This is a genomic window from Kineosporia babensis, assembly GCF_021129305.1.
Taxonomy (GTDB): domain Bacteria; phylum Actinomycetota; class Actinomycetes; order Actinomycetales; family Kineosporiaceae; genus Kineosporia; species Kineosporia babensis.
The window spans coordinates 101,317-126,821 of record NZ_JAJOMB010000018.1; the positions used below are offsets into that span (position 1 = coordinate 101,317).

Sequence of the window (25,505 nt, forward strand, 5' to 3'; positions counted from 1 at the left end):
GAGATCACACGGGTGCTGCGGAGATCAGATCTCGGCGTTCCAGCCGTCCTGCTGCGCGGCCCGGACGGCGCGTTCGGTCTCTTCCGGGATCACGTTGCGGAACTTGCCGGTGTCGGAGGGGACGATCTGCACCATGGCCTCGATCATCTCCTTCGGGTCGAGCCGTCCGGAGTCCTGCTGGAGCATGGCGTCGAACCCGGCCTGCACGACGTCCGGTTTGATGAAGTTGCGCTCCGGGTCCAGCCAGGTGAAGGCCGACTCGGCCATGGTCTCGTTGAACCCGGTCAGGTAGGCGCCCGGGTTGATGGTCTGGACCTTGATCCCGAACGGCCGCAGCTCGTCCCGCAGCGCCTCGGCCATCGCCTCCAGCGCGTGCTTGGTCGAGACGTAGGCGCCGAACCAGGCCGGGGTGAACAGTCCACCCATCGACGAGGTGAACACGATCTTGCCCGGCCGGTTCTCGTCCACCCAGCGGCGGGCGAAGCCCTGAGCCAGGGTGAGCGGTGCGAACACGTTGGTCTCGAAGTTGCGGCGCACCAGCTCGATCGGGATCTCACTGACCGGGCCCGACTGCCCGATCCCCGCGTTGCTGAACAGCACGTCGATGTCCCACTTCAGCGCCTGCGCGACGTCGAAGTGGTCCAGCACGTCGAGTTTCTCGACCCTCAGGGTGGGCAGGTCCTTGGTCTTGGCCCGCAGCGCGGCCACCTGCGGCCAGATCTGGACGGTGGCGATGACCTCGTGCCCGGCCTCGGCCAGACCGATCGCCGCGCCCTCGCCGAAACCCGAACCCGCTCCGGTGATCAGAATTCGCTTGCTCATCCTGGTTCTCCCTCGTTCAAAGAAGCGTCTTGGCCGCGTTCAGGGCCACTTCGCCGTCCTGGTCCGGGCTGCCGCCCGAGACCCCGATCGCCCCGATCACGGTCCCCGCCTCGTCGATCAGCGGGCACCCGCCGGCGAACACGACCAGACCGCCGTTGGTGTTCTCCAGCCCGAACGAAGGACCGCCGGGCTTGCAGAACTCGAACACCGCCTCCGTGTTCATCCGGAAAAGGGCCGACGTCCGGGCCTTTCCCAGCGCCACATCGATCGATCCGAGCAATGCCCCGTCCATCCGGACGAAGGCCTTGAGTTGCGCGGCCTCGTCCAGCACGGCAATATTCATGGCCACCCCGGCCGCCTCGGCAGCGACTGTGGCCGCACCCATTACGCGCTCGACCTGCTCGAGCGTGAGCATCTGGTCTCCTTCCCGCGGCCTCTGCGACGCCGCTCGACCAGATTGCGTCGGTCGGGAGCGCCAGAGATCCGTCAGATGACGAGGGATCACTCGTACCGCCCGGAGAAGCTCCTCGACCCACATCACGTGCCGGCCCGCGACCTCCAGGGCCAGGCCCGGTACCACCCTCGGCGGGTGGGCCGGGGTCACGACCTGGCTGCACGTGCGCACCGCCCGCGAGGACTAGCGGCGATAGCGGCCCGCCACAGCAGCAGCTCGCCGGTGCAAGGCGGTGCGTAACGACTGCGGGGTCAGGGCCTCGGCGTCGGTACTCAGCTGCCACAGCGCCCACTCGGCATGGTCGGCGTTCTGGAACGTCACCTCGACCAGCAGCCAGCCGTCCTCGTCCGGGCCCTCCGAGCGCACCGCCATGGCCGCGCCGGCCAGTTCGTGCTGGCGCGACGGCTTGACCCGCACCCGCGCCACCAGCTGCTCACCGACCAGGAACTGCTCGGCCCGGCGCTGCCAGATGCTTTCCAGATCAACCTCGTCCGGACGCTGCGCGGGCTCGTCCAGCACCTCGGCCACAAGAATCCGCGAAAGCCGGTACGTGCGCTCAGCACCGCCGCGAAGAGCCAGCAGGTAGTCCCGGTCCCGCACCTTGACCAGGCCGATCGGATCCACCGTGCGCCACTCGGCCTGCTCCTGCCGAGCCTCGTACCGGATCCGCAACCGCCGGCCCTCGAGCACCGCCCGACGCACCTCCGGCGCCTCCGGCACGGCCAGCACCTCCGAGAACAGGTCGGTCTGCGGATCCAGCAACAGCCGCTGGGCCGCCGCGCTCGCATGCATCCGCTGGCCCTCCGGCAGCACGTCCAGCACCTTGCGCACGGCCGACGTCAAGGCCGCGCCCAGGCCGAAAACCTGCTGCCCACGACCGGATCCGGCAACCATCAGGGCCAGCGCCTCGTCGTGATTCAGCCCGGTGAGCTCGGTGCCGAAACCGGGGAGCAACGCGAAACCGCCGTGCCGGCCGCGCTCGGCGTAGACCGGAACCCCCGCCGCCGACAGCGCCTCGATATCGCGCAGCACCGTGCGGGTCGACACCTCCAGTTCGCGGGCCAGCGCCGGGGCGGTCAGCCGGCCGCGCTGGCGCAGCAGGAGCACCAGGGCCACCAGCCGGTCCGCACGCATGCGAAAAAGTCTAGGCAATACCTGACAAGAGGTGTCGTGATTTGTTGGAAAGCTGATCTGCGCAGACGGACCGAGGAATGGAGCAGACGTGGCCGTGCAGCGCAGTGCCCTCAACCCGGTGACCTGGTCGGTGGGGCGCGGTTTCAACCAGGGCGAACTGGTCTCGGGCGGTACCCGTACCTTGTACGTCTCCGGCCAGGCGGCGACCAACGGCGACGGCGTGGCCCAGCACGAGGGCGACATGGCCAAGCAGTTGTCGCTGAGCATCGACAACCTGGAGGCGGTGCTGAGCGCCGCCGGGATGACGCTGTCCAACCTGGTCCGGCTCAACGTCTACGCCACCGACCTGGACCTGTTGTTCCAGCACTACGGCCTGCTGGCCGAGCGTCTGGCCGCTGCCCAGGTCGCCCCCGCCTCCACCGCGCTCGGGGTCTCCCGCCTGGCCTTCCCGGCGATGCTGGTCGAGTTGGAGGGCACCGCGGTCGATTAGGGCCGGTAGGAGCCGGAGCGCACGTCGTCGAGCAGGGCCGGGCCGCTGGTGCTCCACCCAAAGGTGCTGCGTGCCTTCTGGGAGCTGGTGTGCGCTGAGGACTGAAGCAGCGCAGCCATGGGGCCCATAGCGGCTTCGGCCTGCTCGGCGGTGATGGCGGTGGCGGCGGTGCCGGTCAGGTCGGCGATCGCCTCGGCGAGTGCGCGGAAGGTGAACGGCTGCGTCCCGGCAGCGTTGTAGGTGCCCGCTTGTGGACGCTCCAGGGCCGTCAGATAGAGGCGGGCAAGATCATCCACGTGCACGGGCGTCCACTGGTTGTCGCCGGCCCCTATGTAGGTGGCCGTGCCGGACTGCGTGGCGGCGCCGATCAGGGTGGTCGGCAGCATGGAGCCGCCTCGGCCGTAGACCAGGCTGGGGCGAATGATGATGCCGGTCAGGCCCGTCGCCTCCCGCACCAGGTGCTCACCGATGAGCTTGGCCGGCAGTAGGCCTGGCTCCGGAAGCTTCGCATCTTCGTCGTGGGAGTTACCGGGTTCGAGGCCGTAGATCAGATTGGTGCTGGTGTAGATGAACGGCTTGCCGGTGCCCGCCTTTCCCGCCCCGCGGGTCAGTGCCTCGATCGCGGCTGTTTCGGCGCTGACTGCTTCCTCGCCACCGGCGTAATCGACCGGCGCGGTGTGCACCACAGCATCGGCTTCGGCTGCAGCCTTTTCGAGCAGGGCGGTCTCGGCCAGGCTGCCGAGCAGCGCACGTGCCCCGGCCTGGGTGGCCTTGGCGGCTGACTCCGGGGACCGGGTCAGGGCGACGACGTCGTGACCGGCAGCCAGGAAGTGCTCGACGAGGGCCGCGCCCAGGTAGCCCGTGCCGCCAGTGATCAGGATTTTCACGTTCGCTCCGAAGGTATGGGGACGATGAAACGGATGCTTCATCCGCTTCAGCACCGTAACACGAATCGGATGGCCTATCCGCTCCGCCGGCAATGGTGTTCCTTTTGACCGATACGTGCGCAATGATCGCGACTGTGAACGATCCCGGAGGAACCGCAGGGCACCCCATCGCGATCGTCGGCGGGGGACCGGTCGGCCTGATCACCGCCCTCGGCCTGGCCGCCTACGGACTGCCGGTGGTGGTGTTCGAGGGCGACGAGAGCCTGTCCACCGACACCAAGGCCGGCACGGTCCTGACCCGCACGCTGGAGGTACTCGACCGGTACGGCGCGCTGGCGCCGGTGCTGCAGGCCAGTCTGCGGATCGACGAGATCGGTGAACTTGACCGCAAGAGTGGCCTTTCCACCGGCAGCGTGCTCACCTCGGCGCTGGCCGCCGAGACCCGCTTCCCGTTCGTGATCAACATTCCGCAGCACGATCTGGAGCCGGTGCTGGCCGCCGAGCTGGAACGCCGGGCGCCGGGTGCGCTGCGGATGGGGCATCGGCTGGAGCGGTTCGAGCAGAGCGCCGACGGGGTGGTGCTGCACCTGAGCACGCCCGAGGGCCCGCTCGAGTTCCTGGCCGATCGGCTGCTGGGCTGCGACGGGGGCCGGTCCACGGTACGCCAGCAGATGGGCGTCGAGGTCACCGGGCACACCCTGGAGCAGCGGTACGTACTGGTCGATCTCACCTGCGACCTGGATGTGGAGAACCCGCGCGACTACCCGTATCTGGCCTACTTCGGCGACGCGCAAGAGTGGATGATCCTGGTCCGCCAGCCGCACTGCTGGCGCTTCCTCTTCCCGATCAACCCCGGCCAGGCCGCCCCCACCCGGGAAGAACTGCGGGACAAGGCGCACCGCTTCATCGGCGATGTGAACGACCTGGAGGTGATCGGCACCAACATCTACTCGGTGCACCACCGGGTCGCCTCCTCCTGGCGGCAGGACCGGGTCTTCCTGATGGGCGATGCCGCGCACCTGATCACCCCGATGTGGGCGCTGGGCCTGAACACTGGTGTGCTGGATGCCTCCAACCTGCCGTGGCGGCTGGCCTGGGTGGCGCGGGGCTGGGCCGCGCAGTCGCTGCTGGACGGATACGAACGGGAGCAGGCCCCGGTCGCGATCAACGGTTCCGGCGAGATGGCCGAAGCGGCCCGCGCGGTGATGGACCGCCGGATCAACGCCACCACCGCAATGGCAGCCGGCGGCTGGGGCGACGCGATGACCCGCACGCTGCTCGGGGTCCGGCTGGACAGCGACCACGTGGGCGACTGGTCGATGGTGCGCACCACTCAGGCACCCGGAGCGCTCCGGGTGGGCGAACGCGTCCCCGATCTGAAGGTTTTCGGCCTTCGCGGCCCGGTTCACCTGCACGAGCTGTGCCGCGACTCGTTCGTTGCTCTGCACCTGACCGACGCTCGCCGTCGTCCGCCGATTCTGGCCGAAGGCCCGCCCGGGCTACAGCAATTCGTGGTCAGCCGCTGGGATGCCCCGCATGATTCCGGATTGCGCAGCCGGGCGTTCTTCGATCCGGGAGACACGCTGCGGGCACGTTTCGGTCAAACTGGGGACGTGGTGGTGCTGTTGCGTCCGGATGCTCACGTTGCGCACCTGGAACCGTGGACGTCGGAGGCCGGAAAGCGCATCGAGAAGCTGTATCTGGAGCTGGTGGGGTTGTCCGATGAAGGGTGATCTCGTCACCGCCCCGTCGGGAGAAGTGATCGAGCTCGCCGATATCGGGCTCAGCCGGTTGCTGGACGACGAGATCGTGCGGATCTGGGACGTCTCGCTGGCACCGGGGGAGTGTCATCCCTGGCACCTGCACCACAACCCGTACGTGGTGCTGAGCCTGCAGGGTTCGGACGGGCGGATGGACTGGCTGGACGGCAGCCCGCCGCGCTACCTCAGCGAATACCGCGGCGGGGCGGTGTACCGGCCGATCTCACCCGTGCACCGGCTCACCAACATCGGCGAGCACTTCTACCGCAATCGCCTGATCGAGCTCAAGGACTTGGGCGAGCACCGAAAAGAGCCACTGGACATCGGAAATGGGGGACGCAGCACGCGCGGTGCGGTGCTCGGCCCACCGACCGCGGACGGCCGGGTTGCGGTGCTGGTGCACGAGCACGTCTCGATCTGGACGGTCGAGATCCCCGCCTCCATGCACCGTGAGCTGAACCTCAAAGCCGTTCCGCACGTCCTGAGTTGGATCGATCTGCTGGACGATTCCGGGGTGTCTGTTCACCAGGGTGGCTCTTTGAAGGTCAGCAACCCGGCTGCGCACCCGCGCACCTTGTTCGTCCTCGAGCTTAGCTACCTAGAGCCTGTCCGGTGAATCTTTGCCTACTGCGGGGCACCCGGGACGCCGTCTGACCGCGTCCGGCGTGGCCCCACGCAAAACCATTGCGAGGGGCCCCACCGGCCACGCCCAGCCAGCGCCCCGGGCACCTCCTCGCTACGGCCATGATCCACAGGACAGGCTCTAGTCGGAGGTGTCCCGGCGTAGCCGTTTGACGTTGCCGCGCCGCTTCTTCTGTGCGATCCGCCGCTCCTGCGAGCCGCGGGTGGCCTTGGTCGCCCGCCGGGCCCGGGCCGGCGGAGCGAGCGCGGCCGCCACGATCTCGGCCAGCCGGCGTTCGGCGGTCTCCCGGTTCTGCAGCTGGGAGCGCTGCTCGGACGAGGTGACCTGCAGGACCCCGTCGATCAGCTGGGCGCCGATCAGGCTGATCAGGCGCTCGCGTTGCTGCTCGGACAGGGCGGCGCTGTTCTTGGCGTCCCAGCGCACCTGCACGCGGCTGTCGGTGGTGTTGACGCCCTGACCGCCCGGGCCGGAGGAGCGGGAGAAGCGCCACTTGAGTTCGGTCTCGGGGATGCTGACGCTGTTGGTGATCTTGAGCGGGCCGGCCATGGGTCCATTCTGCCCGGTTAGCTGCGTACCAGTTCCGCGCGGACGATCCAGCGCTGCCAGTCGGAGTACTCCGGGTGGCACGTGGTCAAGGTGAGCTGGGCCTGGTAGGGGGTGCCGCCGGGGACTCCGGGCACCGGGTCCAGCACACCGGTCTCATCCGGTGCGACGATCTGGTGACTGGTGACCCGGTAGACGAAGCGTTCCTCGCGGGTCTGCACGATCACCTCGTCACCGTTGCGTAGTTCGTCGACCTTCTGGAACGGCCGGGCCCAGGTGGTGCGGTGCCCGGCGACCGCGAAATTGCCGACCGAGCCGGGCATCGCGGTGTTCGGGTAGTGGCCGACCCCGCCGCGCAGCGAGCTGCTGCCGATGCCTTCGAAGATCGGCATCTGCCAGTTCTTGCCGAACCGCGGCACCGTCATGATCGCGAAGGCCTTGCCCGGGATCGCCGGTTCGGCCTTCGGGGTCTTGGCTGCGGCGGTGGCAGTTTCGGCGGGCCGGGGTGCGTCCCGCCATTCCTCCTGCAACGCCTGCACGGTGCCCTCGGCCTGAGCGGTGCCGGCCTGTCGGCTCCACAGGAGCCAGCCGCCGCTGCCCAGCAGGGCTAGGAACCCGATGACGATGGCCAGCGTCGCGAACTGGGCCTTGCGGTTACGGGGTTTGGGTGGGGCGCTGTGCCGGGGGCCGTCGTGCCCGAGGCTGGGCACGACGGTCGTCCCGGGCATCATGCCTTGTGCCTGCCGCGTGTCGAGCGGGGCCCGTTGAGCCGACTGCGGGTGATCAGGCCGTAGAGCATCAGCGCGAAGGCGGCCAGGATCACCGGGCCCAGGTAGCGCACGCCGGTGTAGGCCAGGCTGCCGCCGTCATCGCTGCCGTTACCCGAGTCGGTACCGCTCCCGGTGCCGGAGCCGTCCCCGTTACCGCTGCCGTCACTCGTTCCTGTGCCGCCACCGTTGCCGGAGCCGTCGCCGTCGCCGTCGCCGTCGTCGGAGGAGACCGGGGCGCCGGCCACCTTCATCGTGATGGTGCCGTCGGAGCAGGCGCCGCTGGGGTTGCAGGCCCGGTAGCCGATGGTGACTTCGGTGCCCTGGGCGGCGTTCTTCGGTGCGCGGTAGTGGATCTTGCCGTCCTGGCCGACGTAGGCGATGCCGGTCTTGGGCTGCTTGACGATGGTCAGGCTCCCCAGCTTGGCGCCGCTCGGATCGGTGTCGTTGGCCAGCACGTCGATCGCGGTGGTGGCGCCCGGGCGCACCGTGGCCTTGTCCGGCTTCAGCACCGGCGCCTTGGAGGTGACCTTCACCGTCACGTCGGCCTCGGAGCAGACGCCGGTGGTGTCACAGACCTGGTAGCGCACGGTGTCGGTGCCGACGTAGCCCTTCTTCGGCGTGTACACCAGCTTGCCGTCCACGATCTTGGCGGTGCCGTGCGCGGGCTGACCGGTGATCTTGGTCAGGGTCAGCGCGGCCCCGTTCGGATCGGTGTCGTTGCCGGTCACGTCGATCGTCACGTTGCCGCCGGTGGGCACCTTCACGGTGTCCGGCTTGGCCACCGGGGGCTGCGAGTGGTCGGCGACCTGCACCGTCACCAGGGCGGTGCTGCAGCCTCCGCGGCCGTCGCAGACGGTGTACTCGAACGTGTCGTCGCCGGTGAAGGTGGCGTCGGTCAGGGTGTACTCCACCTTGCCGTCCACAATCTTGGCGGTGCCGTGGCCCGGCGTGGTCACCGTGCTCAGGGTGAGCGGGTCGCCGTCCGGGTCGGTGTCACCACCCAGCACGTTGATCGTGACCTTCGAGGCGGTCGAGGGCAGCGGCACCGTCTCGGCGTCGGCCACCGGCGGCGCGTTCATCGCCACGGAACCGGTGGCCTTGTTGTTCGCCGGCGTGGGATCGCTCGACGTCGAGGTCACGCTGGCGTTGGCGGCCACCGTGTCCGGGGCGTCCGCGGGCAGCGTGGCCGTGAACATGACGTCCGCGCTGGCGCCACTGGCCAGGTTGTCCATCGGGCAGGTGACCACGGCCGCGTTGATCGTGCAGGCGGCCAGCGAGGTCTTGATCGCGGTCACCCCGGTGGGCAGGGTCTGGGTGAGCACCGGCTTCTGCGCGGTGTCCGGCCCGGCGTTGCTCACCTTGACCGTCCAGGTGGCGATCCGGGTGCCGCCACGCTGCACGATCCGCGGGTCGACGGTCTGGGTCACGCTCAGGTCGGCGGCCTCGTGGTCCTTGACGTCGATGGTCAGGGTGCCGTCGGTGCAGCCGCCCCGGCCGTCGCAGACCGTGTACGAGATGGTCTCCGGCCCAACGTGACTCAGGTCGGTCAGGGTGTACTTGACCTTCCCGTCGACGATCTCGGCGGTGCCGTGCGCCGGCTTGCTCACCTGCGTGATGGTGAGCGGGTCGGAGTCCGGATCACTGTCGTTGGCCCGCACGTCCACGGTGGTACTGAGGACGTCCGCGGCCAGGGTCGCGCTGTCGGCCCCCACCAGCGGCGGGCGGTTGATCCCGACCGGTGCGGCGCCGGTGTTGTTCGCGGGGGTCGGGTCAGGCAGCGTTCCCGACACCACGGCCGAAGCATTGGACGGGTCGCTGGCGTTCGCCGGGAGCGTCGCCTTGAACGTCACGGTCTTGGTGGCGTTGCTCGCCATCGCACCGAGCGGGCAGGTGTACACGCTGCTGACGTTGGTACAGGTGGCTCCGTTGACGGTCACTGCGGTGACCCCGGCCGGCAGCGTCTCAGTCAGCTTGACGTCGGGCTCGTCCTGCGGACCCAGATTGGTGACGACCGCGGTCCAGGTGATCTCCCGGCTCGTGGCGGTCTGCTGGATCACCTTGGGCGAGGCGGTGTGCTCGACCTTGAGGTCCGAACGCCGCTGGTCGTTGACCAGGACCGAACTGGTGGCGGTGCTGCAGCCACCACGGTTGTCGCACACCTTGTAGGTGAAGGTGTCGGTGCCCGAGTAGTTGGTGTCGGTCAGGGTGTAACGGACCTTGCCGTTGACCAGGGTCGCGGTGCCGTGGGCGGGCGGGGTGACCAGCCAGTCCCCAGCCGGCGAGTTGGGCAGGGACAGTTCGTCCCCGGAGTTCGGGTCGGAGTCGTTGCCCAGCACATCGATGTCGATCTGGGTGGAAGGCGAGACCAGCGGCGCCGAGTCCGCGACGGCGGTGGGCGGGGAGTTGACGCCGACCGCGGCCGTGGCGGTGTTGTTCGCCGGGGTGGGATCGGTACCGTCCCCGGAAACCTTGGTGCTGGCCGTAGATGGGTCAGCGGCGTTCGCGGGCAGGGTGCCGTTGATGACCACGTTCGCGGTGGCGTTGCTGGCCAGGGTGCTGCTCAAGGTGCAGGTCACGATTACGCCCGAGGTGGTGCAGGTGGCTCCCGCACCCGGGTAGGTGATCCCGGTGACGCCGGTGGGCAGGGTGGTCACCAGCACCGGCTTGGTTTCTGCGTCCGGGCCGTTGTTCCTGATCGTCGCGGTCCAGGCCACGCTCAGCGGTCCGGACCTCTGGACCGTGGTCGGGTTCGCCGAGAGCGAGACCTGCAGATCGGTGCTGGCCACCGCGATGGTGGTGTTCGTGGTGTTCGAAGGGCTCGAGAAGGTCCGCGGCGGGACCCCGGTGTCCGCGTAAGTCACGTTGGACGAACCGCTGACGGTGCCGCCCGCGGTGTAGGGGCTGGTGATCTCGACGGTGTAAGTGACTCTGGCCGTGGCGTTCTTGGCCAAGGTGCCGCCGGATCCACCGCTACCACCGGCTCCGGTGCCCAGACGAGCCGTCACCGTGGTTCCGGAGACCTCACCGGCATTGGCGTCGGCGGTGTCGCTGACCAAAGCCCCATCGATCCTCAAGCTGTTGGGCACGTACGTGGTCCCGGCCGGGATCTGCTCGGACAGAACGATGTTCGCCGCGTCACTGTCCCCGTTGTTCACCACATCGACGGAGTAGGTGATCCGGTCGCCGGGCCGGTTGCGTCCGTCGGCCACCGTGTCGGTGACAGCCGCACTGCGGGTGACGTCCAGCCGGGGTGCGTAGATGTTGGAGACGAAGGTCGCCACCGCCGGGAAGAAGCGCTCGCCGCCGGTGGTCATCCGCAGTTTGGCGGTGGTGTCGCTGGGGTTCAGCAGGAGCGAGGACTGCAGGACGTCCGCGTCGAACCCGAAGGTCTGGCCGCTCGGATTGCGGCCGGCCACGTTCGTCCCGCCGTCCGTCACCGTGGAGTTGAAGAAGTTGTTCGCCGGGTTCTGCGCATCGGACAGGGTCAGGACACTCGCGTCTTGCCGGACGAACTCGAACTTGTCACCGACGATCCCGGCGTCACCCTCGAACACCACCGCGCCCAGCCGGGCGTTGACGGTGCCGCTCGCCGGGGCCGACAGGCCGGTCAGGTCCATCTCGACCGACGTGTCGCCGGCCGCGTTCTGCACCGTGCCGAAGCCGTCGAAGACCACGAGGTTGCGCTGGGGTTGGCTGGGATCGCGGTAGACCACCACGAGCGACCAGGCCGCGTAGGCGCCGTTGCCGGTGATCGCGTGCACATCGGCGCCGAAGTAGGTGCCGGACCCGGCATTACGCACGGCAGCCGTGACATTCGCGAAGGAGACGTACGGTGCGCCCTGCGCGGTCCCGTCCGTAGGGTTGTTCACCCACTCCGTCTGGGTCGAGGCGGTGACCGTGCTGTAGCCGGCGTCACCGGGGGCCCGGAACTTCATCCGGTTCTTCGCGGTGGTGCCCAGGGCCGCGGTCTGTCCGGCCTGCCAGGTGGCGGTGTAGCCGGACCAGTAGAGTCCGGCCCACTTGACCGTCGCTCCGGTGGGGAGCGTGACATTGGCCGAAGAGCTCGCCGTGGTCGTGTTGTCGGTGTCGACGTCTGCGTACTTCATCGCGTACTGGTCGTTGTTCAGGGCGTTGTTGGTGGCGGTGTTGTTGCTCGTGTCCAGCGCCGCAGTACAGGCCGGAGTGTTGTCCGGGCAGGCGACCAAGGTGTTGCCGCGCAGCATGATGTCGCCGGTGTCGCTGCTCTGGTAGCGGATACCGAACGGCTGGTTCATCGCCGCCTCGACCGGGCCGGCCACCAGGACCAGACTCACCAAAGCCACCGTGATCGCGACCCAGGCCGCGCCCCACTTAGAAACCCGACCCATCCCCAAGGCCCCCATGTCAGAACCGTTTCTGGATTACTGCGGACTACTCCGGGGAGATGCGTCGTCGCGCAGATCCGGGCGATGAACCAGAGGACGGCGGTTGGGGGCCGCGTTGTACCCGGGTGGTGGCACTCGTCCCCCGAACGGGGTGCTCCGGGAGTCTTCTCCGGCGGGTTTGACCGGTATCGACCGGTCGGGCGGCGGCTGAAAGAGGCTGAACGTTGAAGGGCTCAGGGGCTGAGCTGCTGAACCTGAGTGACGCTGCGTGGTGCCCGGGCCGGTCCTCTCGGATTGCGGCTGTACAGCTGACCGGCTGACGACGGGATGCGAGCGGGTGAAGAACGGAAGGCCCGGATCAGCACCGGGCTGGTCGGGGCCGACACGCCTTCAGCGACGCTGCCGGGCTGAACACGGCGCTGGTCGTCAGGTCCGGCCGCTCGGCGGATCTTCGTAGCGGGCCCTCGAGCGGCCTGTGCACCCTGGAGGCGTCATGGCTGGGCTCCTGATCCTGATCGTGCTGCTCGGGCTGTACTTCCTGCCCACGATCGTCGCGGTGAACCGAAAACACCCGAACGCGGGCGCCATTGCCGCGCTGAACTTCCTGGCCGGGTGGACGTTCGTCGGCTGGGTGGGCGCGATGGTCTGGAGCATGACCACCCAGCAGCCAGCCGTGCAGTTCAACAACTTCCAGGGCGGAGCACCGATGCCGCCGCCCATCTACTACGGCCAGGTGCCCCCAGGCCAGCTTCCATCCGGCCCGCTGCGACCGGGCCAGCTCCATCAAGGGCAGCTTCACCAGGGCCAGCCGTTCCCGGGCCAGAACCATCAGGGCCAGCCGTTCCCGGGCCAGAATTATCCGGGCCCGAACTACCAGGGGCAGCCGTTCCCGGCTCAGCAGCCTCAGCCGTTGCCGACCCAGCCGCTCCCGGCGAGCCAGCCGCCCCAGGGCCCGGCCGAGCGCTGAGCTCAGGCGGCCAAGCGAGTGTTGAGTTCGCTGACCCCGGGGCCGCTCAGGTCCTCGAGGTAGGCCGCTCGCCCGGCCATGGCCATCATCAGGGCCACGGTCGGCCCGGTGACCAAGGGACCTTCGCCGGCCTGGAACGGGCCGTCGTCAGCCTGTAGGTGCAGGCCCTGGCTGTTGGTCAGGCCGGGCACGGTGAAGTCACGCTGGGCGTAGCACTGGGCTACTTCGGTGGCCGCGGCGACCGAAGGCTGGGTGGTGATGCCCAGCGGCCGCCGGATGTCCTGGGCGTGCACGATCACCTCGCCGAGCCACATGCCCGCCGCACCCCAGGTCGACGTGGTGCTGTTCAGAACTGCGCGGAAACGGGCCAGGGTGGCGGCCGGATCGGGGCCCAGCTGCTCGTTCAGGCGGCGCCGGTTGTGCAGGTCGAAGTCGAAGCGCGCGCCGAGCACGCTGCCCATCCACCGCCACGGCCCGATGCTGGCCGCGGCGGTCAGGTGGGCCAGCGTCTCTTCCACGCTCCAGTCCCCGCACAGCGAGTCCGCCGCCCACTGCGACGGGCTGGCAGCAGCCAGGTCGTCGGCCAGTGAGCGGCGTTCGGTGGCCGTCAGGGCCCAGACATCGGCAGCGGACCGCGGGGTGGCGTTCATACCGGGTCAGACCGCGGCGTCAGCCGGAAATCATCGCTTCCGGGCGGCGGGCGCGGGGCAGTTCGGGGGAGAGCACGGCGACGAAGAGGTGCTTGGCCACCTGGGCCGGGAGCCGGACCTCGCCACCGGCGTCCTTGACCAGCACGACCGAGGACGAGTTCTGCTCGGTCACAGTGACCACGGCGCCGGGGATGATGCCCTGCTTCTCGAGTTCCTCGAGGGCGTCTGGATCGGCCTGCAGCGGCTCGCCGATCCAGCTGATGCTCACCGGGGTACCGGCGTCGACCGCGCGGCGGGTGAGGTTCTCGGCCGCCGACACCTGCCCGGCGGCGATCGGGTTGCCGTAGGGCGAGGTGACCGGGTTCTTGAGCAGGACGGCGATCAGGCCCTCGGTGTGGTCGCTGATCACGTGCTCCCAGCGGCAGGCCTCGGTGTGCAGCAGGGGCCATTCCAGGCCGACCACCTGGTGCAGGAACACCTCGGTGAGCCGGTGCTTGCGCATCACGTCACCGGCCATCGTGCGGCCGGCCTCGGTGAGCAGGATCTGCCGGTCGGCGCCGAGGTCGAGCAGGCCGTCGCGGCGCAGCCGGTCGACGGTCTGGCTGACCGTGGGCCCGGAGTGGCCGAAGCGCTCGACCAGCCGGGCCCGCAGCGCGACGACGCCTTCCTCCTCGAGCTCGAGGACGGCCTTGAGGTACATCTCGCTGGTGTCGACGAGATCGTGGTCGTTCATCGGACAGCCTTCCCTTCCCGGGCGTTCGTCCCTCGACCATATCCCCAAGATTTGAGTGATTCAAATTAACGCCTCGTAAGGGTGGTGCCACCGGCAGCTGCGACCGGTGGCACCACCGAGCTCAGCAGGCCAGAAGGCTCAGATTGCTGGCATTGCACAGCACGCTGGCGTCGCACAGGATGCTCAGGCCCTCGGTCCGTTCCTCGGCATCGAGCATCTGCAGGTCAAGGATCTGGTTCACGGTTGGTCCTCTCAGTTCACGAGTTCTCGGTCCAGCTGGTCCGGGTGCAGAACGCGGGGTCTCCTCTCGTTGTTCGTGACCTGGGGAGCTTTCCTGGGGAGAAGTCCGGGGATGGGAAGGACGGGCGCGGGAGCGCCGTGCACGGTCGCGGCAAAGGCCCGTAAGGCGGTGAGAACGCCGGCCGAGCCACTGGCCCAGTCCACCGAGGCCCGCAGCAGCTGTTCGCCCGGGAAGTGGATGCCGGTGCCGTGCACCAGGGCGTAAAGGCCGAGGTCGCGGGTGTGACGGACCAGGTCGACGCGGCTGATCTGCCCGGCGAACGGCGAGGCCTGCACGGCGGCCAGGAACAGCACGTACCCGGCCCGGCCGTTGAACAGGCCGGACTGCACGGTGAACTCGGCCCGGGTCAGGCGGATCACCTGGCGTACCACTCGGCGCAATTCCTCGTCATCCATGTGCTCCAGCAGCCGCATCGCCACCATGGCCACGCCGATGGACCCGAAACCCAGGTACGGCACCGTGCGCCGGGGCTCACGCACCAGCAGCGACCCGTCCGCCAGTTCGACGCAGGCAGCCAGATCCACCGCCAGGGCCTGACGAGCCCGCTCCAGCTCTACCGGATCACCGGAGACCTCGAAACTGCACAGCCAGAACAGCGCCACTCCACTGGCCCCGTGCAGCAGGCCACTCCTGGCCGGCGGAGCATCGGCCCGGCTGTGCAGCACCTTGCGGATCTGCTCCAGCGCCGCCAGCGAAGCGGCGCCCTCCTGGCCGAGTAGATCCAGGCCGATCCCGGCCAGCCCGCTGTACAGACTGCTGGGCAGGGCGTCGAAGTCCAGTTCGCCGACCGCCGCCGACAGCCGGTCGGCCACCTCGTCGCGGCCGAAACGACGCATGGTATAACCGATCCCGGTCATCCCGTCGAGCAGGCCCGGCCGCGGTAGAGGAGTTCGCTCCAGGGCGTCGCAGACCCAGTCGAGCACATCCTCGCGCTGCTGCTCAGTGCCCGGGGCCGCCAGCAGAACGCCGCAGGCTCCGTGCGCGACCGAGAGCGCCTCATGCGTGAACTGGCGGATATCGCCGGGAAACGCCCGATCCGGTCGGGACAGGTCCAGGCTCTCCCAGATACCTCTGGTCAGAGCCGTTTCCAGCTTCTCCACCGACTCGACCGGCCAGGTTGCGGCCAGCTCCTCCATCCGGCGCACATGCACCGCCGTCGGGCGAGGGCGCCGGTCGTCCAGCTGCTCGAGAACCTCAGCGCAGTAGGCGGGTTCGAGGCCGAAGCGATGCCGGGCCCAGTCGAGCAGGTGCCGAGCCTTGTGCCGGTCCAGTGGCAGCAGCCGGGTCAGTGGGACGAACAGCGCAATCTTCAGGCTGGCCAGCGAGTACAGATCGGCCCGCACTCCGCTGCGGCCGTCCAGTGCGGTGAACCCGGGCGCACCGGCCAGCGGAGCCTGCGCACCGTCGGCCTCCAGATCGATGAACCGGGCCTTCCCCTCCGGAGTGATCAGGATGTTGCCCGGGTGCAGATCGCCGTGCACCTCACCGCGGTCATGGATCTCCCGCAGCCCGGCCTCGACCTGAGCCAGCACGTCCAGCGCCCAGACCCGGAACTCGCTACGGTCCTGCGTCGTCGCCCCCGCCCGGGTCATCGGATGCCGGGCGGCGAGCTCCTGACTCAGCGAACGCCCCTCGATGTACTCCAGCACCAGGAAATGGTGACCGTGCCGCTGGAAGTGACCAAGGACGTCCACCGTTGCGGCCACACCCCGCAGCCGCTCCAAACGCTGCTGCTCACCGGCCAGCCGCTGCACCGCCGTCCGCCCGTCCGGCCCCAGGCCCGCATGCGGACGCGCCTCCTTGAGCACCACCACCGCGCCGTCCCGGTAACGCTCGGCCAGATACACCCCGCCACCGTTGCTGTAGTGCAGCGACTTACGCACCCCGTAATCGAACGGCTCCTCGCCCGACGAAAGCTGTTCGCGAGCAGTGTGAACGAACGATGGGAGCTCCAGCCATTCCGGCGGCGTGAATCCGGGCCGTCGCTGATCGGGCACCAGGACGCCGTCGGGCCGGCGGATCGCGGCCACCAGCTGATCGCGCTCGTCCCGCACCTGAAGGAGCCGAAAACCGCCGTAGCGCAGATACAACGGCCCGGCGTTCCAGCGCAGGTCGCTCAGGATGTATGGTCCCTCGAAACGCCCCACCAGATCGTCGATTTCGGTCAGCGCCCGCTCGCAGGCCTGGTCGCCGGCCGGGTAGACGGTGATGAACTTGCCGCTGGAACCGCGGTCGGCGTACTTCAGGTTGCTGCGCAGCAGATCACCGCGGGTGGGGCGGAACTTGAAGGCGATGTCGTGGCGGCCGCAGTACTGGGAGACCAGATGCAGCAACGCGGCGGCGTTGTCGAGGGTGGCCGAGACGTGAATCTTCCAGCCCTGCTCGGGAAGGTCGGCCAACGGGGGACGTAGGTGGTGCCATCCGTGGGTTTGAGTCGTCTCCCAGCGGTTCCAGTCCGGATCAGGGCTGAGGTCATAGGGCTCAGGCGTCAGCAGCGTGCTGCGGCGCCGGGCATCGGGGCGGTCCAGTCGGTCGTAGAAGAACGAGTCCCCGTACGTGAACTCGACGTAGCGCATGTCCATCGCAACCCCAAGCGATTGTGGCAACCACGCGGTCGCGTCGAGCCTAGGGATTACCGGAAGGTACAGTCCGGATCGCCGCGCAGCGGCGGTTCCCGGACGGTTGTCCGCCCGCGAATCCGCCGTAACCGTTCGTCGTGCGGTGGGTTGACCCGCAGGAAAAGCACGCGCACCCTGGCGAAAGCGGACAAGTGTCCGTTCATCGACGATGACGTCGGAGGCTGCGCATGTCCACCTCGGCAGACGGGTTCGGGAACGCTCCAGCGGTGGTGTTCCGGGGCGGCACGGTGCTCACCATGGATGATCGGCGCACGGTGCTCACCGACGCCGACGTGCTGGTGGTCGCCGACCGGATCGAGGCGCTCGGGCCGGGGCTGCCGGTGCCCGAGGGCACGCTCGAGGTGGACGCGGGCGGCGGGATCGTGATGCCGGGCATGATCGATACGCACCGGCACATGTGGCAGACCGCGATGCGCGGGTACGGGGCGGACTGGACGCTGACCCAGTACTTCGTCTGGAACTATCTGGAGCACGGTAAGAAGTTTCGGCCGCAGGACATTTACGCGGGCAACCTGCTCAGCGGGCTGGAAGCGCTCGAGGCCGGGGTGACCACCAGCGTCGACTGGTCGCACAACCTGCAGACGATCGAGCACGCCGAGGCCGCGGTCGATGCGCTGGAAGAGGTGCCGGGCCGGTTCGTGCTGGCCTACGGCAACATTCAGGCCGCTCCGTGGGAGTGGGCGGCCACCAGTGAGTTCCGATCGTTCGTCGAGCGGCGGATGCCGCGCACCGACCTGCTCGGTTTCCAGATGGCGTTCGACGTGACCGGCGATCCGGCGTTCCCGGAGCGGGCGGCCTTCGAGGTGGCGCGTGACCTGGACGTGGCGGTGAGCACGCATGCCGGGGTGTGGGGCGCGACCAACGACAACGGCATCCGGCTGATGCACGAGCACGGTTTCATGCGTCCGGAAACGATTTACGTGCACGCGGCCACTCTCAGCGAGGACTCCTACCAGCGGATCGCGGCTTCCGGCGCGAGCGCCTCGGTTGCGGCCGAGAGCGAGGCCACCTGCGGGCAGGGCTTCCCGTCGAGCTGGGCGCTGCGCCGGCACGGCATCCCGATCTCGTTGTCGATGGATACCAGCGTGTGGATGAGTGCGGACCTCTTCACCGCGATGCGCCAGACCTTGGCCGCCGATCACACCCGTGAGCACCACGAGGCCCATGCCCTGGGGAACACGGTGACGCACCTGCCGGTGCGGGCGGGGGACGTTCTGGAGTGGGCTACGCGGGGTGGTGCGCGGGCGCTGGGGTTGGACGGCAAGGTGGGCAGTCTCGAGGTGGGCAAGCAGGCGGACGTGGTGCTGATCAAGAACGACGATTCGCCGGTGATGTTCCCGCTGCTCAATCCCTTTGGGCACGTGGTGCTGCAGGCCCAGCGCGGTGACGTGCACACCGTCATGGTGAACGGGCGGGTGGTCAAGCATGCGCATCGCCTGGTCGGGAACACGTTGGGACGGGCGCGGCAGGCGATCGAGGAAACGATCACTCATCTGCGTGGTCAGTTGGGCGAGAGCGCCTGGGCAGCGGGGATGAGTCCGCAGATCCCGGAGTCCAAGGTGCTGGACAACCCCTACACCTACACCGATTTCGCGGACTCCTCGACCCACCAGAACTGAGGTTGCATGAGCACGAACACCGGTCCACTGGCCGGGCTGCTGGTGGCAGACTTCTCCCGGATCCTGGCCGGGCCGTACGCGAGCATGCTGCTGGCCGATCTGGGCGCCGAGGTGATCAAGGTGGAGGGCCGCTCCGGCGACGACACCCGCACCTGGAAACCGCCGGTCCGCGACGAGGAATCCACCTACTACCTGGGGATCAACCGGGGTAAACGCTCGATCGCGCTGGACCTGCGCGATCCTGAGGACCTGCGGATCGCCCAGGAACTGGCCCGGCGGGCCGATGTGCTGATCGAGAACCTCAAGCCCGGCGGGATGGCCAGGTTCGGGCTCGACCACCCCACCGTCAGCACCGGAAACCCGGGCGTGATCTATGCGTCCATCAGCGGTTTCGGGTCCGGTGCGGGCAAGGACGTGCCGGGCTACGACCTGATGGTTCAGGCGATCTCCGGGCTGATGAGCCTGACCGGGGATCCGGACGGCTCGCCCTACCGGGCCGGCATCTCGGTGTTCGACGTGATGGCCGGCAATCATGCGCTGATTGGCATCCTGGCCGCGCTGCACCACCGGGCGCGCAGCGGTGCCGGGCAGCACATCGAGGTCAACCTGCTCTCGTCGGCGCTGACCGGCCTGGTCAATCACAGCTCGGCCTGGGTGGCCGGCGGCACCGTGCCGTACCGGATGGGAAACGCGCACCCCAGCGTGTTCCCGTACGAGCCGATGCCCACGGCCGACGACGACCTGATCGTGGCCGCGGGCAACGACGCGCAGTTCCGCAAGCTGTGCGAGGTGCTGGGAATTCCGGACGTCGCTGATGATGAGCGTTTCGCCCGCAACGCTGATCGGACCGTGCGCCGGGAGGAGCTGCGGCCGTTGCTCCTCGAGCGGTTGCGGTTGCGGGGCGCGGTGGAGTGGTTCGATCTGATGACGGCGGCCGGGGTTCCCAGCGGCCCGATCCAGACGATCGACGGTGGGTTCGCGATGGCCGAAAGGTTCGGCCTGGAGCCAGTGGTCATCGTGGGCGAGGGGGAGCGGGCGGTGCCGACCACCCGTCATCCGATCCGGTTCTCGCAGACGCCCGCGGTGTACGAACTGCCACCCCCACACTTGGACGAGCACGGCGCCGAGTTGCGTCAGTGGCTGCAGGAGAGCGATTCATGAGCACGTACGAGACGGCGTTGGGTGCCTCCTCGCCGGAGAAGATCACCCTGCTCGGTCAGGACCTGGCCGAGGACGTGATGGGGCAGGTCGGGTTCGGCGAGCTGGCGTTCTGGCTGGCCACCCAGCGGCGTCCCAGCGCGGGGCAGACCCGGGTGTTCGAGGCGGTGCTGGCCGCCCTGGCCGATCACGGTTTCACCCCGACCGCGATCGTCACCCGGCTGACCTACCTCTCGGCGCCGGACTCGGTGCAGGGCGCGCTGGCGGCTGGCCTGCTCGGCGGTGGTTCCCGGTTCCTGGGCGTGACCGAAGACTGCGGGCGGTTCTTGCACGACGTGCTCGCCGGCCTCGACAGCGACCTGCCCACCGACCCAGCCGGCTGGGACGCGCTCGCTCTGGCAACCGTCCGTCATTGGCGCTCTGAAGGCCGTTTCGTGCCCGGTCTCGGGCACCACGTTCACAAGAACGGCGACCCCCGCACCGCGCGGCTCTTCCAGATCGCCCAGGAGGAAGACCTGTTCGGCCCGCACCTGCAGTTGTTCGCCGCGATCGGCCGAACGCATGCCCAGGTTCTGGGAAAACAGCTGCCGCTCAACGGTGCTGGGGTCTGCGGAGCTGCCCTGGCCGACCTCGGCCTGCCCCTGGAACTCTTGCGCGGGTTCGCCCTGCTGGCCCGTACCGCCGGGTTGATCGGTCAGCTGGCCGAGGAACTGCGGCATCCGGTGGCCAACGACGTGTTCCTGTCCGTGGACCTGAACAACCGTCCCGTTCCGCCCGACCCCTACTCGTCCCCTTCGATCAGTGGAGATCCGCATGGCTGAACTCGTCGCGGTCATTGCCTCGACGCATCACCCGTTCTACTACCGGGCCAGCACCGCCACCGGCCAGGAGCGTCCGCCGTTCGCCGACGAGTGGGTGCGCAAGATCCTGGCCTTCCGCGAGACCCTCACCAAGGCCCGGCCCGACGTGCTGGTGATGGTCGGCTCGGACCACTTCCACCAGTTCTGGCTGGACAACATGCCGCAGTTCCTGGTGGGCAAGGCACCCTCGTACGACGCCAACTGGTACAACGAGGAACGCGAGTTCGGGCTTCCGCGGATGCTGCTGAAGGGCCAGGAGGACCTGTCCGCGTACGTGCTGCGTGAGGGCCTGGACGCCGGTTTCGACCTGGCCTTCTCCAACGAGCTGCGGATCGACCACTCGATCACCTGCCCGATCATCACCCTGCGGCCGCAGGCAGATCTGCCGATCGTGCCGATCTACACCAACATCTTCGCCCCGCCGCTGCCCCAGCCGAAACGCTTCGTGCAGTTGGGCCGGACCCTGCGCCAGCTGATCGAGAGCTGGCCCTCGGACCAGCGGGTGGCGGTGATCGGGACCGGGCACCTGTCGCTGGAACTGGGTGGGCCACGCCAGTTCGGCCCGCACGGCCCGGACCCGGAGTTCGACCGCCGGGCGGTGCAGTGGATCGCCGAGGGCGACCTGGAAGGGTGCCTGGCCGAGGTGTCGCTGGAGAGCCTGCACCGGCCGGGTAACGCCACGCACGGGTTCATGGACTTCATGCTCATGATGGGTTTGGCCGGGGAGGGGCAGCGGGCCGACTACGTGGACACCCTGGACCTGTTCCACACCATGGAGGCCTACTTCACCTGGTACCCGAAGGGCGGCCCGCGATGAGCAAGTACCTGCTGAACAAGTTCCTGTTCACCGTCGATCGCGACCCTGCGCTCGTGGAACGGTACCGGGCCGAGCCGCGCGAGACGGTCCTGTGGTGGGAGACCGGCGAGGCGAACCGGCTGCTGAACTGCGTGGACGCCGAGAAGTCGACCTGGCAGGCATTCACGGCGGCCGAGCGTGAGGCTCTGGCCACCCACGACTATCCCGCACTGTTCGATCTGGGGGCACACCCCTTCCTGACCTTGACCCTGTTCATCGCCCTGTTCGAGCGGGACTATGAGGTGCCGCTGGGCTTTCAGATGGAGTACGCGGCCCGGCTCGCCGATCGAGGGCTGCCCTACCCGGACATCGCGACCTGATGGCCGGACGAGGGCAGAACCCCGACTTCGTGGAGGCCCTGGCGCGGGGCCTGGACGTGCTGGAGTGCTTCGACGCCACGCGGCGGGAACTGAGCCTGGCCGAGGTGGCCGCAGCCACCGATCTGGCCCGGCCCACCGCCCGCCGGCTTCTGGTCACGCTGGAGGAACTGGGGTTCGTCCGGCTGACCACGGGCGGCAGTTTCGCCCTGACCCCGAAGGTGCTGCGGCTGGGCGCGGCCTACGCCGGTTCGCTCGGGCTCTGGGAGATGGCCCGCCCACATCTGCAGACGCTGGTGGCCAGGACTCACGAGTCGTCCTCGATCAGTCAGCTGGACGGCTGCGACATCGTCTATGTGGCCAGGGTTTCGGTGCCGAAGATCATCACGCTGCGGGTGGACATCGGCACCCGGTTCCCGGCGGTGCCCACCTCGCAGGGCAAGGTGCTGCTGGCGCATCTTCCCGAGGCGGAACTGGAGGCGGTGCTGGCGTTGCCGTCACGCTCCGGGATCGCGGTCAAACCGGTTGACCGGGCTCAGCTGGGGGAGGAGCTGAGCGTGGTGCGGGCCAGGGGCTGGGCGCTGGCTGACGAGGAACTGGCACCCGGGATCCGCTCGGCCGCAGTGCCGTTACGCGACGGGCAGGGCCGGGTGTGCGCGGCGATGAACGTGAGCACGCACGCCGCCGAGACCAGCATCGAGACGCTGACCGAGACCTACCTGCCGTGGCTGATGAGCGCGGCCAGCAAGATCTCCTCGGACTGGGCGCTGTGGCAGGCCCGCCCAGCCCGCTCGGCCTGACTGCTCGTCACTGTTCGTCTTCGGTCCAGGACGTCACGGTGAGCCATTCCGAGTCGACCACCCGGAACTTCTGCGCGTAGAGGTGGTTGATCACCGCCCGCATGTGCCGGGCGCCGTAGGTGATCGCCACCGTGATGTCCTCCTTGCCGCGGGTCTCGATCAGCTCGTCGATGACCTCCAGCAGGGGTTCGTCCCGCTCGTCGATCAGCACCCGGGTCAGATGCTCCAGATAGTCCGGGGCGAGGATCTCGGCCACGCTCGGCTGGTCGTCCAGGGTGGCGTGCCTGAGCTGGTACCTGGTCATTCGCGGGCCGATCAGGCGCTGGGCCACCGCGACCGACCCGATCGCGGCCAGCGCGGCCACCCGGCGCACCGGCGAGATGGTCTGGAAACGCTCGCCGATCTGCCCGGCCGAGACGTCCGGGCGGATCACCTCGGCCCGCCCGCCGTCCAGGTCGTCGGGCTGCACCACCAGGCCGTGCTGCTGATCGGCGGGGATGGCCTGGTAACCGGCCGTCAGCATCGACACCAGCACCTGACCACGCGCGTCCGCGTCGGTCAGGAGATCGCGCAGGCCGGGTGCTTCCGGTTCGTCCGAAGCATCGCCCTGGGTGCCGTCGTGGATGCCCTCGGCGATCACCACGTCCACTTCACGCAGCCTCCGCTGCACTTCGGCGTAATATTCCGGCCGCCCGACGTGCAGCATCGGGTACAGGTCGAACTGCAGTGGGGCAAAGCGCCGCCGCACCCGGTACACGGCCGAACGAACCCCGAAATCGGTCGACTCAATGATCTGCATCCGGCATTCCCCCGTCTGCCCGCTCCGGTGACCCCTCGTCCCGGTCGCTGCCCCTTTCGTCCATGGTGCCCGAGAGACACTGCGCGAGGTGCGGCTTTCGCCCGGCCGCGGATGAGATGCTGACCCCGATGAGCAACGACAGTGCAGCGGCCGCCGACCGGATCTGCCCCAGCTGGTTCACCGCCCCGACCGGTGTGCCGCACCTTCCCACGCTGGGCGCGTTCCATCCCGGTGAGAACGTGTCCTGCCTGCTCAGGGACGTGTTCTCGGCGGCCGAGAGCGGTGCTGTGCTGCCGTACGACAAGGACGCACGGTGGTTCACCAGCAAGCGCGAACGCATCGTGCCGGGGGTCTTGACGGCCGAGGACGCGGCCGCCGGGGTGGTGATCCCGACCGTGACCGATCGTCGGCGCCTGACCCTGTACTGCTACGGCGAACCCGCTGAGGAGAGCATCTCCGAACTGGCCCAGACCCTCGGGGCGAGGTACGCGGCGCAGAGCACGCACGTGGTGCGCCTGCATCCCGCGGTGAGGGAAAGACCTGGTCGCGGCACCCGGTTCTGGCTGCACGACTTCACCGCCCCGCTGCCCGCCGAACCCGCGCCGGTACCGGGCGTGTACGTCCTGAGCGAGTGTTTCGGGCCGCTGGTCCTGTCTTTCATCGACTTCGCCGAGCAGATGCGCGAGCACGGCTGGGGCTTCCTGCGGGAACAGATGCGCGAGCGCGACCTCGGGCCGATCCTGGTCCGGATCCACGAAGGACGCGTGGTCGGCGCGAGCGGGCCGCTGGAGATCCGCCCCGACTCGGCCGGCCGCGCCCGCCTGCTGCCGCAGTACCTCGGTGTTCTTCCCGACCAGCGGGGGCAGGGCTTCGGCCGGGAACTGCGCCGCGCGGTCGTGGCCTGGGCCCGGCGCAACGGTGCGCAGTACGAGTTGCGGCAGACCGAGATCGACGGCGTCTCAGATCAGATCAGCGCCGAGCAGGGAGCGCGCTGCCTGGGTGTGCAGCATCGCCAGGTGCTGGTGAGCGGATCGACAGGAGGCACGGCATGCGAGTCGGTGTAGTCGGTTGCGGACTGATGGGCGCAGGGATCGCGGAGGTCTGCGCCCGGGCCGGGCAGGACGTGGTGGTGGTCGAGTCCGATGCCGACCGCGCGGCGGCCGGCCGGGCCCGGCTGACCGCCTCACTCGAAAAAGCCCAGGCCAAGGGAAAGATCGACTCGGCTGCCGAGGTCCTCGAGCGGATCAGCGTGGGCGAGGATCTGCAGGCTCTCGGTGACCGGGAGATCGTGATCGAGGCCATCGCCGAGGACGAGAGCCTCAAGGCCGCTCTGTTCGCCCAGCTCGACCAGATCGTCAAGGCGAGCGACGCGATCCTGGCGACCAACACGTCCTCCATTCCGATCAGCCGCCTGGCTGCCGTGACCGGCCGACCGGAAAACGTGATCGGCGTGCACTTCTTCAACCCGGTCCCGGTCCTGTCCCTGGTCGAGATCGTGCCCGGCCTGCTCACCGCGGACGAGACCACCCGGCGGGCCACCGACTTCGCCCAGGACGTGCTCGGCAAACACGCCATCCGCAGCCCCGACCGCGCCGGGTTCGTGGTCAACGCCCTGCTCATCCCGTTCGTCCTCTCGGCAATCCGCATGGTGGAAGCGGGCTTTGCCACCGCCGAGGACATCGACGAAGGCCTGGTTCGGGGCGCCGCGCACCCGATGGGCCCGCTGCGCCTGGCCGACCTGATCGGGCTGGACACCACCGCCGCGGTGGCGCGCTCGCTGTACGAGGAGTTCAAGGAACCGCTGTTCGCCCCGCCGCCCCTGCTGCTGCGGATGGTCGAGACCGGTCTGCTGGGCCGCAAGAGCGGACGCGGGTTCTACACGTACTGACCGACCTGGCGAAGGCCGGGTTCCCGCGCTGAAGGCGGGAACCCGGCCTTG

24 protein-coding genes are annotated in these 25,505 nt (G+C 68.8%); 12 read left to right on the forward strand and 12 right to left on the reverse strand.

The window, feature by feature from the left end; genetic code table 11:
- Positions 1-24: 24 nt before the first annotated feature.
- The 3 genes from LR394_RS28180 to LR394_RS28190 form a co-directional block, all read right to left on the reverse strand.
- Entirely contained in the window at positions 25-822 is a 798-nt protein-coding gene (locus LR394_RS28180) for an SDR family oxidoreductase (protein WP_231447590.1), read from the reverse strand.
- Positions 823-838: 16 nt separating this feature from the next.
- Positions 839-1,237: a GlcG/HbpS family heme-binding protein gene (locus LR394_RS28185; protein ID WP_231447591.1), complete on the reverse strand. Its 399-nt coding sequence runs from the start codon at positions 1,235-1,237 to the stop codon at positions 839-841.
- A 222-nt stretch (positions 1,238-1,459) separates the two neighbouring features.
- Complete coding sequence (locus LR394_RS28190) at positions 1,460-2,410, reverse strand: helix-turn-helix transcriptional regulator (protein ID WP_231447592.1); 951 nt, start codon at positions 2,408-2,410, stop codon at positions 1,460-1,462.
- Positions 2,411-2,504: 94 nt separating this feature from the next.
- On the opposite strand from LR394_RS28190, the gene LR394_RS28195 reads away from it, so the two are divergent.
- Positions 2,505-2,900 carry a RidA family protein gene (locus LR394_RS28195; protein ID WP_407937146.1) on the forward strand — a complete coding sequence of 132 codons (396 nt, stop codon included), beginning with the start codon at positions 2,505-2,507 and terminating at the stop codon, positions 2,898-2,900.
- On the opposite strand, the gene LR394_RS28200 is transcribed toward LR394_RS28195, so the two are convergent.
- The gene (locus tag LR394_RS28200) at positions 2,897-3,880 is read right to left on the reverse strand and encodes an NAD-dependent epimerase/dehydratase family protein (RefSeq protein WP_231447594.1); all 984 of its coding nucleotides are present in this window, start codon (positions 3,878-3,880) and stop codon (positions 2,897-2,899) included. The genes LR394_RS28195 and LR394_RS28200 overlap by 4 nt on opposite strands.
- Before the next feature lie 41 nt (positions 3,881-3,921).
- Here LR394_RS28200 and LR394_RS28205 point away from each other — a divergent pair, with 41 nt between their 5' ends.
- Both LR394_RS28205 and LR394_RS28210 read left to right on the forward strand, forming a co-directional pair.
- A complete protein-coding gene (locus LR394_RS28205) occupies positions 3,922-5,520 on the forward strand; it encodes an FAD-dependent oxidoreductase (protein WP_231447595.1) in 1,599 nt (532 codons plus the stop codon).
- On the forward strand, positions 5,510-6,163 hold the full coding sequence (locus LR394_RS28210) for a cupin domain-containing protein (protein ID WP_231447596.1): 654 nt from the start codon (positions 5,510-5,512) through the stop codon (positions 6,161-6,163). Before LR394_RS28205 ends, LR394_RS28210 begins: the two co-directional genes overlap by 11 nt.
- Before the next feature lie 147 nt (positions 6,164-6,310).
- Here the strand turns inward: LR394_RS28210 and arfB are convergent, their stop codons facing one another.
- From arfB to LR394_RS28225, 3 genes are read right to left on the reverse strand one after another with little or no spacing between them, the layout of a single operon-like run.
- Complete coding sequence (arfB, locus tag LR394_RS28215; RefSeq protein ID WP_407937142.1) at positions 6,311-6,736, reverse strand: alternative ribosome rescue aminoacyl-tRNA hydrolase ArfB; 426 nt, start codon at positions 6,734-6,736, stop codon at positions 6,311-6,313.
- Between the two features lie 17 nt (positions 6,737-6,753).
- The gene (locus LR394_RS28220) at positions 6,754-7,461 is read right to left on the reverse strand and encodes a class E sortase (protein WP_231447597.1); all 708 of its coding nucleotides are present in this window, start codon (positions 7,459-7,461) and stop codon (positions 6,754-6,756) included.
- Positions 7,461-11,870: an Ig-like domain-containing protein gene (locus LR394_RS28225; protein ID WP_231447598.1), complete on the reverse strand. Its 4,410-nt coding sequence runs from the start codon at positions 11,868-11,870 to the stop codon at positions 7,461-7,463. The genes LR394_RS28220 and LR394_RS28225 overlap by 1 nt, the downstream gene beginning before the upstream one ends.
- A 490-nt stretch (positions 11,871-12,360) precedes the next feature.
- Here LR394_RS28225 and LR394_RS28230 point away from each other — a divergent pair, with 490 nt between their 5' ends.
- Entirely contained in the window at positions 12,361-12,834 is a 474-nt protein-coding gene (locus LR394_RS28230; RefSeq protein ID WP_231447599.1) for a superinfection immunity protein, read from the forward strand.
- A gap of 2 nt (positions 12,835-12,836) precedes the next feature.
- Here the strand turns inward: LR394_RS28230 and LR394_RS28235 are convergent, their stop codons facing one another.
- From LR394_RS28235 to lanKC, 4 genes are all read right to left on the reverse strand, one after another.
- Positions 12,837-13,484 (reverse strand): maleylpyruvate isomerase family mycothiol-dependent enzyme, encoded by a 648-nt coding sequence (locus tag LR394_RS28235; protein ID WP_231447600.1) that lies wholly within the window; start codon positions 13,482-13,484, stop codon positions 12,837-12,839.
- Between the two features lie 19 nt (positions 13,485-13,503).
- Positions 13,504-14,217: a metal-dependent transcriptional regulator gene (locus LR394_RS28240; RefSeq protein WP_231447601.1), complete on the reverse strand. Its 714-nt coding sequence runs from the start codon at positions 14,215-14,217 to the stop codon at positions 13,504-13,506.
- Positions 14,218-14,338: 121 nt separating this feature from the next.
- Positions 14,339-14,458 (reverse strand): SapB/AmfS family lanthipeptide, encoded by a 120-nt coding sequence (locus tag LR394_RS43260; protein WP_331283111.1) that lies wholly within the window; start codon positions 14,456-14,458, stop codon positions 14,339-14,341.
- 11 nt (positions 14,459-14,469) lie between these two features.
- Complete coding sequence (gene lanKC, locus LR394_RS28245) at positions 14,470-17,100, reverse strand: class III lanthionine synthetase LanKC (RefSeq protein WP_231447602.1); 2,631 nt, start codon at positions 17,098-17,100, stop codon at positions 14,470-14,472.
- Between the two features lie 224 nt (positions 17,101-17,324).
- On the opposite strand from lanKC, the gene LR394_RS28250 reads away from it, so the two are divergent.
- Genes LR394_RS28250 through LR394_RS28275 form a run of 6 tightly spaced genes read left to right on the forward strand, consistent with a single transcriptional unit; the run spans position 17,325 to position 22,767 of the window.
- Positions 17,325-18,776 carry an amidohydrolase family protein gene (locus tag LR394_RS28250; RefSeq protein ID WP_231447603.1) on the forward strand — a complete coding sequence of 484 codons (1,452 nt, stop codon included), beginning with the start codon at positions 17,325-17,327 and terminating at the stop codon, positions 18,774-18,776.
- A 6-nt stretch (positions 18,777-18,782) separates the two neighbouring features.
- On the forward strand, positions 18,783-19,937 hold the full coding sequence (locus LR394_RS28255; protein ID WP_231447604.1) for a CaiB/BaiF CoA transferase family protein: 1,155 nt from the start codon (positions 18,783-18,785) through the stop codon (positions 19,935-19,937).
- Positions 19,934-20,755: a citryl-CoA lyase gene (locus LR394_RS28260; RefSeq protein ID WP_231447605.1), complete on the forward strand. Its 822-nt coding sequence runs from the start codon at positions 19,934-19,936 to the stop codon at positions 20,753-20,755. The genes LR394_RS28255 and LR394_RS28260 overlap by 4 nt, the downstream gene beginning before the upstream one ends.
- Positions 20,748-21,611, forward strand: a complete 864-nt coding sequence (locus LR394_RS28265; protein WP_231447606.1) for a DODA-type extradiol aromatic ring-opening family dioxygenase — start codon at positions 20,748-20,750, stop codon at positions 21,609-21,611. The genes LR394_RS28260 and LR394_RS28265 overlap by 8 nt, the downstream gene beginning before the upstream one ends.
- The gene (locus LR394_RS28270) at positions 21,608-21,970 is read left to right on the forward strand and encodes a hypothetical protein (protein ID WP_231447607.1); all 363 of its coding nucleotides are present in this window, start codon (positions 21,608-21,610) and stop codon (positions 21,968-21,970) included. Before LR394_RS28265 ends, LR394_RS28270 begins: the two co-directional genes overlap by 4 nt.
- Positions 21,970-22,767 (forward strand): IclR family transcriptional regulator domain-containing protein, encoded by a 798-nt coding sequence (locus LR394_RS28275; RefSeq protein ID WP_231447608.1) that lies wholly within the window; start codon positions 21,970-21,972, stop codon positions 22,765-22,767. The genes LR394_RS28270 and LR394_RS28275 overlap by 1 nt, the downstream gene beginning before the upstream one ends.
- A 7-nt stretch (positions 22,768-22,774) precedes the next feature.
- On the opposite strand, the gene LR394_RS28280 is transcribed toward LR394_RS28275, so the two are convergent.
- A complete protein-coding gene (locus LR394_RS28280) occupies positions 22,775-23,566 on the reverse strand; it encodes a hypothetical protein (RefSeq protein ID WP_231447609.1) in 792 nt (263 codons plus the stop codon).
- Between the two features lie 128 nt (positions 23,567-23,694).
- Here LR394_RS28280 and LR394_RS28285 point away from each other — a divergent pair, with 128 nt between their 5' ends.
- Complete coding sequence (locus tag LR394_RS28285; protein ID WP_231447610.1) at positions 23,695-24,630, forward strand: GNAT family N-acetyltransferase; 936 nt, start codon at positions 23,695-23,697, stop codon at positions 24,628-24,630.
- The gene (locus LR394_RS28290) at positions 24,615-25,454 is read left to right on the forward strand and encodes a 3-hydroxybutyryl-CoA dehydrogenase (protein WP_231447611.1); all 840 of its coding nucleotides are present in this window, start codon (positions 24,615-24,617) and stop codon (positions 25,452-25,454) included. The genes LR394_RS28285 and LR394_RS28290 overlap by 16 nt, the downstream gene beginning before the upstream one ends.
- Positions 25,455-25,505 lie beyond the last annotated feature (51 nt).

Excerpts from the sequence above, each read along its gene's own strand:
- LR394_RS28260 (WP_231447605.1), top strand. The coding sequence starts at position 19,934 with ATGAGCACGTACGAGACGGCGTTGGGTGCCTCCTCGCCGGAGAAGATC.
- LR394_RS28190 (WP_231447592.1), bottom strand. The coding sequence starts at position 2,410 with ATGCGTGCGGACCGGCTGGTGGCCCTGGTGCTCCTGCTGCGCCAGCGC.
- LR394_RS28180 (WP_231447590.1), bottom strand. The coding sequence starts at position 822 with ATGAGCAAGCGAATTCTGATCACCGGAGCGGGTTCGGGTTTCGGCGAG.
- lanKC (WP_231447602.1), bottom strand. The coding sequence starts at position 17,100 with ATGGACATGCGCTACGTCGAGTTCACGTACGGGGACTCGTTCTTCTAC.
- LR394_RS28285 (WP_231447610.1), top strand. The coding sequence starts at position 23,695 with ATGAGCAACGACAGTGCAGCGGCCGCCGACCGGATCTGCCCCAGCTGG.
- LR394_RS28210 (WP_231447596.1), top strand. The coding sequence starts at position 5,510 with ATGAAGGGTGATCTCGTCACCGCCCCGTCGGGAGAAGTGATCGAGCTC.
- LR394_RS28250 (WP_231447603.1), top strand. The coding sequence starts at position 17,325 with ATGTCCACCTCGGCAGACGGGTTCGGGAACGCTCCAGCGGTGGTGTTC.
- LR394_RS28290 (WP_231447611.1), top strand. The coding sequence starts at position 24,615 with ATGCGAGTCGGTGTAGTCGGTTGCGGACTGATGGGCGCAGGGATCGCG.
- LR394_RS28275 (WP_231447608.1), top strand. The coding sequence starts at position 21,970 with ATGGCCGGACGAGGGCAGAACCCCGACTTCGTGGAGGCCCTGGCGCGG.
- LR394_RS28270 (WP_231447607.1), top strand. The coding sequence starts at position 21,608 with ATGAGCAAGTACCTGCTGAACAAGTTCCTGTTCACCGTCGATCGCGAC.
- LR394_RS28225 (WP_231447598.1), bottom strand. The coding sequence starts at position 11,870 with ATGGGTCGGGTTTCTAAGTGGGGCGCGGCCTGGGTCGCGATCACGGTG.
- LR394_RS28240 (WP_231447601.1), bottom strand. The coding sequence starts at position 14,217 with ATGAACGACCACGATCTCGTCGACACCAGCGAGATGTACCTCAAGGCC.
- LR394_RS28230 (WP_231447599.1), top strand. The coding sequence starts at position 12,361 with ATGGCTGGGCTCCTGATCCTGATCGTGCTGCTCGGGCTGTACTTCCTG.
- LR394_RS28265 (WP_231447606.1), top strand. The coding sequence starts at position 20,748 with ATGGCTGAACTCGTCGCGGTCATTGCCTCGACGCATCACCCGTTCTAC.
- arfB (WP_407937142.1), bottom strand. The coding sequence starts at position 6,736 with ATGGCCGGCCCGCTCAAGATCACCAACAGCGTCAGCATCCCCGAGACC.
- LR394_RS28255 (WP_231447604.1), top strand. The coding sequence starts at position 18,783 with ATGAGCACGAACACCGGTCCACTGGCCGGGCTGCTGGTGGCAGACTTC.
- LR394_RS28280 (WP_231447609.1), bottom strand. The coding sequence starts at position 23,566 with ATGCAGATCATTGAGTCGACCGATTTCGGGGTTCGTTCGGCCGTGTAC.
- LR394_RS28235 (WP_231447600.1), bottom strand. The coding sequence starts at position 13,484 with ATGAACGCCACCCCGCGGTCCGCTGCCGATGTCTGGGCCCTGACGGCC.
- LR394_RS28220 (WP_231447597.1), bottom strand. The coding sequence starts at position 7,461 with ATGCCCGGGACGACCGTCGTGCCCAGCCTCGGGCACGACGGCCCCCGG.
- LR394_RS28185 (WP_231447591.1), bottom strand. The coding sequence starts at position 1,237 with ATGCTCACGCTCGAGCAGGTCGAGCGCGTAATGGGTGCGGCCACAGTC.